General features: G+C 63.0%; 8 protein-coding genes. 2 read left to right on the forward strand and 6 right to left on the reverse strand.

Annotation, left to right across the window (positions count from 1 at the left end; all coding sequences use genetic code 11):
- Positions 1-103: 103 nt before the first annotated feature.
- From plsX to E8E68_RS11700, 3 genes are read right to left on the reverse strand one after another with little or no spacing between them, the layout of a single operon-like run.
- Positions 104-1,114, reverse strand: coding sequence for a phosphate acyltransferase PlsX (plsX, locus tag E8E68_RS11690; RefSeq protein WP_110744539.1), 1,011 nt, complete (start codon positions 1,112-1,114; stop codon positions 104-106).
- A gap of 3 nt (positions 1,115-1,117) precedes the next feature.
- Positions 1,118-1,300 (reverse strand): 50S ribosomal protein L32, encoded by a 183-nt coding sequence (gene rpmF / locus E8E68_RS11695; protein ID WP_003247154.1) that lies wholly within the window; start codon positions 1,298-1,300, stop codon positions 1,118-1,120.
- A gap of 13 nt (positions 1,301-1,313) precedes the next feature.
- Positions 1,314-1,841: a YceD family protein gene (locus tag E8E68_RS11700; RefSeq protein WP_012313431.1), complete on the reverse strand. Its 528-nt coding sequence runs from the start codon at positions 1,839-1,841 to the stop codon at positions 1,314-1,316.
- 96 nt (positions 1,842-1,937) lie between these two features.
- On the opposite strand from E8E68_RS11700, the gene E8E68_RS11705 reads away from it, so the two are divergent.
- Complete coding sequence (locus E8E68_RS11705) at positions 1,938-2,516, forward strand: nucleoside triphosphate pyrophosphatase (protein WP_280341534.1); 579 nt, start codon at positions 1,938-1,940, stop codon at positions 2,514-2,516.
- A gap of 87 nt (positions 2,517-2,603) precedes the next feature.
- Here the strand turns inward: E8E68_RS11705 and E8E68_RS11710 are convergent, their stop codons facing one another.
- From E8E68_RS11710 to rluC, 3 genes are read right to left on the reverse strand one after another with little or no spacing between them, the layout of a single operon-like run.
- Complete coding sequence (locus E8E68_RS11710; RefSeq protein WP_110744541.1) at positions 2,604-3,593, reverse strand: S49 family peptidase; 990 nt, start codon at positions 3,591-3,593, stop codon at positions 2,604-2,606.
- 6 nt (positions 3,594-3,599) lie between these two features.
- Positions 3,600-4,274, reverse strand: coding sequence for an HAD family hydrolase (locus tag E8E68_RS11715; RefSeq protein ID WP_110744542.1), 675 nt, complete (start codon positions 4,272-4,274; stop codon positions 3,600-3,602).
- Positions 4,264-5,220, reverse strand: a complete 957-nt coding sequence (gene rluC / locus E8E68_RS11720; protein WP_110744543.1) for a 23S rRNA pseudouridine(955/2504/2580) synthase RluC — start codon at positions 5,218-5,220, stop codon at positions 4,264-4,266. The genes E8E68_RS11715 and rluC overlap by 11 nt, the downstream gene beginning before the upstream one ends.
- A 799-nt stretch (positions 5,221-6,019) precedes the next feature.
- On the opposite strand from rluC, the gene rne reads away from it, so the two are divergent.
- Positions 6,020-9,328, forward strand: a complete 3,309-nt coding sequence (gene rne, locus E8E68_RS11725; protein WP_280341539.1) for a ribonuclease E — start codon at positions 6,020-6,022, stop codon at positions 9,326-9,328.
- The last annotated feature ends 527 nt before the right edge of the window (positions 9,329-9,855 follow it).

Genomic DNA, 9,855 nt, shown 5'->3' on the forward strand with positions numbered 1-9,855 from the left:
GTCGGATAGTGTGCGCCAGGCGCGAAGCCAGACGCGGAATCTGAAAACTTGGATGGAAACACAGACCAAGCGGTCACATTTAAGCACTTCATCGGGGAAAAGCCTAAGGCAACAGGTCTTCGAGGCGGCCATGCAGCCGCTGCGGCAGGTTTTCCTGAATCTCGATCAACGCCCGTTGGATGGCACTCTGAAACCCCTGCACGCCCGCCGAGCCGTGGCTCTTGATGACGATACCCTGCAGCCCCAGGAAGCTCGCACCATTATGCCGTGCTGGCGCCAGATCGGCCTGCAGACGCTTGAGCAGCGGCATGGCCATCGCCCCGGCGACGCGGGCAAAGGCACCGCCCTTGAACAGTTTTTCGATGCGCGCGCCGATCATCGTCGCCAGGCCTTCGCTGGATTTGAGCAGGATATTGCCGACAAAACCGTCACACACCACCACGTCCGCCTCTCCACGGTACAGGCCGTCCCCTTCGACGAAACCGACGTAGTTAAGGCCGCGGGCGTTCTGCAACAGCGTGGCAGCCAGCTTGACCTGCTGGTTACCCTTGATGTCCTCGGTGCCGATATTCAACAGCGCCACGCGTGGCCGATGCACACCCAACGCCTGGGCGGCCACCGAGCCCATGACAGCGAACTGGTAGAGATTTTCGGCACTGCAGTCGACATTGGCCCCGAGGTCGAGCAACTGGCAATAACCAGCCTGGGTCGGAATGGCCGCCACCATGGCTGGCCGGTCAATGCCCGGCAGGGTCTTGAGCACGAAACGCGACAGCGCCATCAGCGCCCCGGTGTTGCCGGCACTGACGCAGGCCTGGGCCTTGCCGTCTCGCACCAACTCAAGGGCGATGCGCATCGACGAATCCGGTTTGCCGCGCAACGCCTGGGATGGCCGCTCGTCCATACCGACCACCTCACTGGCGGCGACAATCTGCAGGCGCGCGCGATCCGCAGCCGCAAGGCCGCTGACAAGATCTTCCAGGAGGGAGGGTTGACCGACGAGGGTCAGGTGCAGCGAGGGGGTAGCAGACAGGCAGGCAATGCTAGCCTGGACAATGCTGCGGGGACCGAAGTCCCCGCCCATTGCGTCGATCGCGATGATCTGAGCGGACAAGGATTACTCGTCAGCGCCCTTGTCGACCACTTTGCGACCACGGTATACGCCTTCTGGCGATACGTGGTGGCGCAGGTGAACTTCACCGGTGGTTTTCTCTACCGACAGCGCGTTTTCCGACAGGGCGTCGTGCGAACGGCGCATGTCACGGGCAGAGCGGGATTTTTTGTTCTGCTGAACAGCCATAATTGATTAACTCCTAAACGTTTGGGTCACGCTTTAACTGCGCCAAAACACTGAACGGGTTGGACCGCGATACCTCGTCCTTGCTCGATTCGGGCTCGTCTGCGCCCGCCGGCTGCTGGCATTCTTCCGGATGATGAGCAGGCACGATTGGCAAGGCGAGCAGAAGCTCCTCCTCGATCAATGCCTGCAGATCCAAAGGATCTTCGCCCAGTTCCAGCACGTCATAGCCTTTCGGCAACGACTGGGTATTCGCACCCTCCTTCACCACGGCGTAAGTACATTCGCTGTGGATCGGCAGGGTGACCAGCTCAAGACAACGCTGGCAAACCATCTTGACCTCGACGTCCAGCTCGCTGTGGATAACCACCACGTGCTGTTCATCTCGTTCAAAATCGAACTTCGCCTGCACCGTACCGACATTGTCGGAAAGCGGGTCGCAGAGTCTTTCCAAATCAGCGAGTTGCAGCGAACCGTTAAGGGTTACGCCACGATCGGCTAATTTGCGCGGGTCAACGTGAGGTGGAATCGGGTCATTCAACATAGGCGCAGCATAATAGGGATGCCCCCCGCCCCTGTCAAAGGAAATTAGGCGGCATCGTGCGTGATAGAATTTATTCAACTGATTCAGGAGTCTACCATGCTTCCTCTGTTACTGGCTTCCAGCTCTGCCTATCGCCGCGAACTGCTCGCCCGCCTGCGCCTGCCCTACACGTGGGCAAGCCCCGATATAGACGAGCAGCGCCTGAATGACGAGCCCGCCGTAGAGCTGGTGCGCCGACTGGCCAGGCTAAAGGCCGAGGCCCTGGCAGGCAGCCATCCAGGGCACCTGATCATCGGTTCGGACCAGGTAGCAGTGCTGGGTGAGCAGGTGCTGGGCAAGCCGCACACCTTCGAGCGAGCCTGTGAGCAGCTGCTGGAGTGCAGCGGGCAACAGGTAAGCTTCCTGACCGGGCTGGCACTGCTGAACAGCGCCACCGGGCAATGCCAGGTGGATTGCGTGCCGTTTACCGTGACGATGCGCGAGCTGAGCCGCGAGCAGGTGGAGCGCTATGTGGCGGCGGAACAACCGCTGGATTGCGCAGGGAGCTTCAAGGCGGAGGGTCTGGGGGTGAGTTTGTTCCAGAGCACCCATGGGTGCGATTCGACCAGCCTGATCGGTCTGCCGTTGATTCGACTGGTGGATATGTTGACTCGGGAGGGGGTGGTTGTCCCTTGAGCCTGACTTGAGATTTCTGCGCCTGTGAGATCGAGCGCCGCCCGCGCGGCGCTCGATCTCAAAGGCGCCGCAAAATGCACTCCGAACTCAACGCAACTGCGGCCCCTGGAACCCCATCCACATCGCCAGATGCTCAGCCACGCTGGCCCCCACGCGCTTGGAGAAGCGATCGAACGGCGACTCCTGCACAGTGAAGTCCACCAGCTCCTTCTCGCCTACAATTTCACGCGCCACGTAGCTGGCACTGCCCAGCCCATCCACCAGCCCCAGCGCCTTGGCCTGCTCGCCCGACCAGATAAGGCCACTGAACAACTCCGGGTGGTCCTTATCCTTCAGGCGCTCGCCGCGCCCTTGCTTGACCATGGCGATGAACTGGTTGTGCGTGGTGTCCAGCACCCCCTGCCAGAACCGGGTTTCTTCTGGCTTTTCAGGGGAGAACGGATCAAGGAAGGCCTTGTGCTCACCCGAGGTGTAGGCACGCCGCTCCACGCCCAGCTTCTCCATGGTGCCGACAAAGCCGTAACCGGCCGCCGTCACACCAATCGAGCCCACCAGGCTGGCCTTGTCGGCATAGATCTCGTCCGCCGCACTGGCAATGTAATAGGCACCGGAAGCACCAAGATCAGCAATGACTGCATACAGCTTGATGGCCGGATACTCGGCGCGCAGGCGGCGAATCTCGTCATACACGTAACCCGCCTGCACCGGACTGCCGCCTGGGCTGTTGATGCGCATCACCACAGCCTTGGTCTTGCCGTCCTTGAACGCCTCGCGCAGGCTCTTGACGATATTGTCAGCACTGGCTGCCTCTTGGTCGGCAATCACCCCGCGCACCTCGACCAGCGCGGTATGGCTGGCACTGCGCGATGCGGCCTTGTCCATGTCCATCAGCGGGGAGAACAAGGCCAGGATGCCGAACAGGTAGACGAAGGTCAGCAGCTTGAAAAAGATGCCCCAACGCCGGGATCGGCGCTGCTCCTGCACGCTGGCCAGCAAGGTTTTCTCCAGCAGTTTCCAGCTCTTGCGCTCCTCGCGCTCCTCGGGCTCGGCCTCGGGGGCCTTCCATTCGTCAGCCATGCTCACCTACCTTGGAAGTGGAATTGCAGAACCACCCAGCCACTCGCGCAACTGGGAAAAATGATCGATGCACACCTGCGGCCCGAACTCGGCCAGCGCCTGCAGCGACATGGCACCATAGCCCACCGCCACCGAATGCATGCCGGCATTGCTGGCCATCTGCAGGTCGAATGCCGAATCACCGACCATCAGCGCGCGGCCCGGTTCGACGCCGCAATGATCAAGGATCTGCTCGAGCATCAGCGGGTGCGGCTTGCCACGCGTTTCGTCGGCGGCGCGGGTGATGTCGAAGAACCGCTCCCAGCCGTTGGCCTTCAGCACCCGGTCCAGCCCGCGACGGGCCTTGCCGGTGGCCACCGCCAGGCGGTAGCCCTCGGCACGGAAGGCGTCCAGCGATTCGGTCACACCCTCGAACAACGGCGAGGGCTGCTGGTCCAGCGCCATGTAGATATCGGCGTAGTGCTGGCGGAAGCTATCGACCTGCGCGGGCGCCAGGTGCGGGTACAAGGTGTGGATCGCCTCGCCCAGGGCCAGGCCAATGATGCCCTTGACCGCATCTTCGCTGCTTTGTGCCTCCCCGGCACGTTCGGCAGCGGCGTTCATGGCCTCGACGATACGCCCGATGGAATCGGCCAACGTGCCGTCCCAGTCGAAGATCAGCAACTCATAGTCACGGCGCACTCAAACGCTCCACAGTCTTGGCCCACACCTCGTCCACAGGCGCTTCAAGCTTGAGCTCGCCGCCGTCGGGCAGCGGCACGGTCAACGCATAGGCATGCAGGAACAGGCGCTTGCCTCCGAGCTCTCGGATTTCGCGACTGAAGTCTTCGTCGCCATACTTGCTGTCACCAGCAATCATGTGCCCGGCATGCAAGGTGTGCACGCGAATCTGGTGGGTACGGCCAGTTATCGGGCGCGCCTCGACGATAGTGGCGAAGTCGCCGAAGCGGCGCAGCACGCGGAACAGGGTCAGCGCCTCCTTGCCCTCGTCGTTCACTTCGACCATGCGCTCGCCCGACCGCAGGTTGCTCTTGAGCAGGGGCGCGTTCACTTGCTTTTTCGCGGTCGGCCAGTGGCCGCGCACCAGCGCCATGTAGCGCTTGTCGACCCCATCGCCGCGCAGGGCGGCATGCAGGTGGCGCAGCATGCTGCGCTTCTTGGCGATCATCAGCAGCCCGGAGGTGTCGCGGTCCAGGCGGTGCACCAGCTCCAGCTCCTTGGCATCCGGACGCAGCTGGCGCAGCGCCTCGATCACGCCAAAGCTCAGGCCGCTGCCGCCATGCACGGCGATGCCGGCCGGCTTGTTCATCACGATCAGCGCCTTGTCTTCGTAGACGATGGCGGCCTCCAGGCGCTGCAACAAGCCCTGGGCCACCGGCGCCGGTTCGTCACGCTCGGGCAGGCGGACGGGCGGTACCCGCACGATGTCACCGGCCTGAATCTTGTATTCCGGCTTCACGCGGCCCTTGTTGACCCTTACCTCACCCTTGCGCAGGATGCGATAGACCAGGGTCTTGGGCACGCCCTTGAGCGCCGTGATAAGGAAATTGTCGATGCGTTGGCCGGCAAGCTCCGGCGCGACTTCGATCAGCTGAACGCCGGAAGTCGGAGGGGTATTGGTCGTCATGGCGGGAATGATAACAATTTTTTATGGAATTGAAGCACTTAATCATTGCTGCTATAGTCGCGAACGCCGCCAAAAGCGGCAGGCCAGTGAAACCAGGCCCTTGGCCGGTTCCTGACCTACGCAATTCTGCAGGACGCGAGGCCGTCCTACGGGGTTTTCGCCAGTTTACCGAATTGCCTGGAATCGCCACCAGCGCTGTGTAGAGAAGACCGAAAAAAACGACAAGTGCGGTGTTTCACCTGCTTACCCGATTCTTTTCGTTGTACCTCTGCCCGCCCCGTCGCTTCCACGCAACGCACGGCGAATGCTTCGGAAATACCTGCCTTGGACATGTAATGGCGTCAGCTTCCCATTCGAAGCTGGCGAAAAATGCAACCCGTTGCGGATTCAGCGCGCGGCAGCACCCGAATTATCAGGGATACGTGCAGGGTGGAGATGCACAGCCCTCGGACCGTGTAGCACCGCGTCCGGCCACCAGCCCACTGACGGCTGGCGAGCGGATAAGGTCCTGAACAGATGCCCCCGGGCGTCCACGGCTGACGGTTGATTCCTCCTCCTGACTGAGTGCACAAGGCCCGCTTGGTTGATTCGGATACCCATTCGAAGCCACCGGGGCCTTGTTGGCACCGCAGCAAACAGGACGCGTCGTCGCGACAACGGCAGGCTGGGCAACCGGCTGGTGCCGAACGTCGCTCGACACGGGGGTGGCCCGCCCACCCTTTGCGCACCTTGGCACCGACCATGAGACGTCGTGTGTGCCGAACGCCGTTTCCGGCAGCCCGGAAACCGACGGTACAACATGAAAAGAATGCTGATTAACGCAACTCAACCCGAAGAGTTGCGTGTAGCCCTGGTGGACGGCCAACGCCTGTACGACCTGGACATCGAGTCTGGCGCGCGCGAGCAGAAAAAGGCCAACATCTACAAAGGCAAGATCACCCGCATCGAACCCAGCCTCGAAGCCGCCTTCGTCGACTTCGGTTCCGAACGTCACGGCTTCCTGCCGCTGAAGGAAATCTCCCGCGAATACTTCAAGAAGGCCCCAGAAGGCCGGGTCAACATCAAGGAAGTACTCAGCGAAGGCCAGGAAGTCATTGTCCAGGTCGAGAAGGAAGAGCGCGGCAACAAAGGCGCCGCCCTCACGACCTTCATCAGCCTGGCCGGTCGCTACCTGGTACTGATGCCCAACAACCCGCGTGCCGGCGGCATCTCGCGCCGCATCGAAGGCGAAGAGCGCAACGAACTGCGCGAAGCCCTGAACGGCCTGACCGTACCGGGCGACATGGGCCTGATCGTGCGCACTGCCGGCCTTGGCCGCAGCAGCGAAGAAATGCAGTGGGACCTGGACTATCTGCTGCAATTGTGGACCGCCATCAAGGAAGCGTCCCTGGACCGCGCCGCGCCATTCCTGATCTACCAGGAAAGCAACGTCATCATCCGCGCCATCCGCGACTACCTGCGCCAGGACATCGGCGAGGTGCTGATCGACAGCATCGACGCCCAGGAAGAAGCCCTGACCTTCATCCGCCAGGTGATGCCGCAGTACGCCAGCAAGGTCAAGCTGTACGAAGACAGCGTGCCGCTGTTCAACCGCTTCCAGATCGAAAGCCAGATCGAAACCGCCTTCCAGCGCGTGGTCGACCTGCCGTCCGGCGGTTCGATCGTGATCGACCCGACCGAAGCCCTGGTGTCCATCGACATCAACTCGGCGCGCGCCACCAAAGGCAGCGACATCGAAGAAACCGCCCTGCAGACCAACCTGGAAGCGGCCGAAGAAATCGCCCGCCAGTTGCGCCTGCGTGACATCGGCGGCCTGATCGTCATCGACTTCATCGACATGACCCCGGCGAAAAACCAACGCGCCGTTGAAGAACGTGTGCGTGAATGCCTGGAAGCCGACCGCGCCCGCGTGCAGGTTGGCCGCATCTCGCGCTTCGGCCTGCTGGAAATGTCCCGTCAGCGCCTGCGCCCGTCGCTGGGCGAAAGCAGCGGCATCGTCTGCCCACGCTGCTCCGGCACCGGCATCATCCGTGACGTCGAATCGCTGTCGCTGGCCATCCTGCGCCTGATCGAAGAAGAAGCACTGAAAGACCGCACCGCCGAAGTACGTGCCCAGGTCCCGATCCCGGTGGCTGCATTCCTGCTCAACGAGAAACGCAATTCGATCACCAAGATCGAGCTGCGCACCCGTGCGCGCATCATCATTCTGCCGAACGACCACCTGGAAACCCCGCACTTCGAAGTCCAGCGCCTGCGCGACGACAACCCGGAAGTGCTGAACAACCAGTCCAGCTACGAAATTGCCGCCACCGAGGCAGAGGAAGCGCCGCAGCCGACCGCTACCCGCACCCTGGTTCGCCAGGAAGCCGCAGTGAAAACCGCCCCGGCCCGCGCCAATGCCCCGGTCCCAGCCGCCGCTGATGAAGCGCAGCCTGCCGCTCCGGTCGCCCCGGCCCCGAGCGCTCCCGAGCCAAGCCTGTTCAAGGGCCTTGTGAAGTCGCTGGTCAGCCTGTTCGCCGGCAAGGACGAGCCAGCTGCTGCGCCAGTGGTTACCGCTGCCGAAAAACCGGCCGCCGAGCGCAGCCAACGCAATGAAGAGCGTCGTAACGGCCGCCAGCAGAGCCGCAACCGTAACGGCCGCCGCGACGAAGAGCGCAAGCCGCGCGAGGAACGCGCCGAGCGGGCACCACGCGAAGAACGCCAGCAACGCGAGGAGCGTGCGCCACGCGAAGAGCGTGCTCCACGCGAAGAACGCAGCCCACGCGAGGAGCGTGCACCGCGTGAAGAGCGTGCACCGCGCCAGCCACGCGAAGACCGCCGCGGCAACCGTGGCGAAGAGCGTGTGCGCGAACTGCGCGAACCACTGGACGCCACCCCGCCAGCCGAACGCGAAGAGCGCCAGCCACGTGAAGAGCGTGTAGCCCGCGAAGAACGTGCTCCACGCGAAGAGCGTGCCCCGCGTGAAGAACGTGCTCCACGTGAAGAACGCGCACCTCGCGAAGAACGTGCTCCACGTGAAGAACGCGCACCTCGCGAAGAACGCACCCCACGTGAAGAACGCGCACCTCGTGAAGAACGTGCCCCGCGTGACGAACGCGCACCTCGCGAAGAACGCGCCCCGCGCCCAGCACGTGAAGAGCGTCAGCCACGTGCAGCCGAGGAAGCCGCCGAGCAGGCTGCCGAATTGGCCGAAGAGCAACTGCCGAACGAAGAGCTGCTGCAAGACGAGCAGGAAGGCACCGATGGCGAGCGCCCGCGCCGCCGTTCGCGTGGCCAGCGTCGCCGCAGCAACCGCCGTGAGCGCCAGCGCAACGCCAATGGCGAGCTGATCGACGGCGAAGAAGAAGGCAGCGAAGAGCAGCCACAACAGCACCAGGCCAGCGAGCTGGGTGCCGAACTGGCCGCCGGCTTGGCCGTGACTGCCGCCGTGGCCACCAGCAACATCAGCAGCGATGCCGAGGCCCAGGCCAACCAGCAGGCCGAGCGCGCCACCGCTGAAGTCGCTGCCGTTGCCGTTGCCGAAACCGACAACAGCGAAGTCGCCCAACCGGCCGAGCAGGCTGAAAAGGTCGAGCAGGTCGAAGCTGTAGCCAAGGCAGAGGAAGCAGTCGCCGTGGCCCCAGTGGTCGAGCAACCGGTCAGCGAGCCGGTGGCCGTGGTCGAGGCAACTGCCGAGCCAGTGGTCGAAGTTGCTCCGCAGCCATTTGGCGAAGCACCTGCTGTCGAGCCGACTGTGGTTGCCGAAACCGTGGCTGTTGAAGCCCCAGTGGAAGCCCCTGCTGTAGAAGCTGGTGAAATCGAACAGGCCCCAGCCGTGATCGAAGTCGCGCCGGTTGCCGAGCAGCCTGTCCCGGTTGTCGAAGCCCAGCCAGAAGTGGTGGCCGAGCCTGTACCTGCCGTCGTCGAGCCTGCACCCGTAGAAGCCCCTGCCGTGGTAGCGCCTGCTACTGTCATGCTGTCCAACGGCCGCGCGCCGAACGACCCGCGTGAAGTGCGCCGCCGCAAGCGCGAGGCCGAGGCTGCCGCCAAAGCTGCGCAAGAAGCTGCCGCCGCCGCCGGGGAGCCAGCGCTGGAAGCCGCCGATGAGCACAAGCCTCATCACGGTTGATAGCCAAGGCTGAATGAAAAAGCCCCGCCAGTGCGAACTGGCGGGGCTTTTTCTTGGGCTATGTTTGAATCAGCGTCGGCGCCCTGTGGGAGCGGCTTTAGCCGCGAAAACCGGCGGAGCCGGTGCCATCCACCGTGTTGGATTCTTCGCGGGGCAAGCCCGCTCCCACAGGTACCCCCTGATGCAGTACCTGGGGGAACAACTGGCTTGTTCAATTTCTAGAAGCTAGCGCGATCCCCTGTGGGAGCGGGCTTGTCCCGCGAACACGGGCAAAGCCCGTGCCATCCACCGTGTTGGATTCTTCGCGGGACAAGCCCGCTCCCACAGGTACCCCCGCTGGCTTGAGGCTGATGCAGTACCTGGGGAAACAACTGACTTGCTCAATTTCCAGAATCTAGCGCAATTGGACTGTGGGAGCGGGCTTGTCCCGCGAACACGGGCGAAGCCCGTGCCATCCACCGTGCTGGATGCTTCGCGGGGCAAGCCCGCTTGTATGGTTAGACTTGAAGGGGTGGTGGGACTAAATG

It is taken from the genome of Pseudomonas sp. BN607 (genome assembly GCF_029871175.1).
GTDB lineage: Bacteria > Pseudomonadota > Gammaproteobacteria > Pseudomonadales > Pseudomonadaceae > Aquipseudomonas.

What these genes read in the sequence shown, in the direction of transcription:
- rluC (WP_110744543.1), bottom strand. Translation starts at nt 5,220, where the DNA reads ATGACGACCAATACCCCTCCGACTTCCGGCGTTCAGCTGATCGAAGTC.
- rpmF (WP_003247154.1), bottom strand. Translation starts at nt 1,300, where the DNA reads ATGGCTGTTCAGCAGAACAAAAAATCCCGCTCTGCCCGTGACATGCGC.
- E8E68_RS11705 (WP_280341534.1), top strand. Translation starts at nt 1,938, where the DNA reads ATGCTTCCTCTGTTACTGGCTTCCAGCTCTGCCTATCGCCGCGAACTG.
- E8E68_RS11710 (WP_110744541.1), bottom strand. Translation starts at nt 3,593, where the DNA reads ATGGCTGACGAATGGAAGGCCCCCGAGGCCGAGCCCGAGGAGCGCGAG.
- rne (WP_280341539.1), top strand. Translation starts at nt 6,020, where the DNA reads ATGAAAAGAATGCTGATTAACGCAACTCAACCCGAAGAGTTGCGTGTA.
- E8E68_RS11700 (WP_012313431.1), bottom strand. Translation starts at nt 1,841, where the DNA reads ATGTTGAATGACCCGATTCCACCTCACGTTGACCCGCGCAAATTAGCC.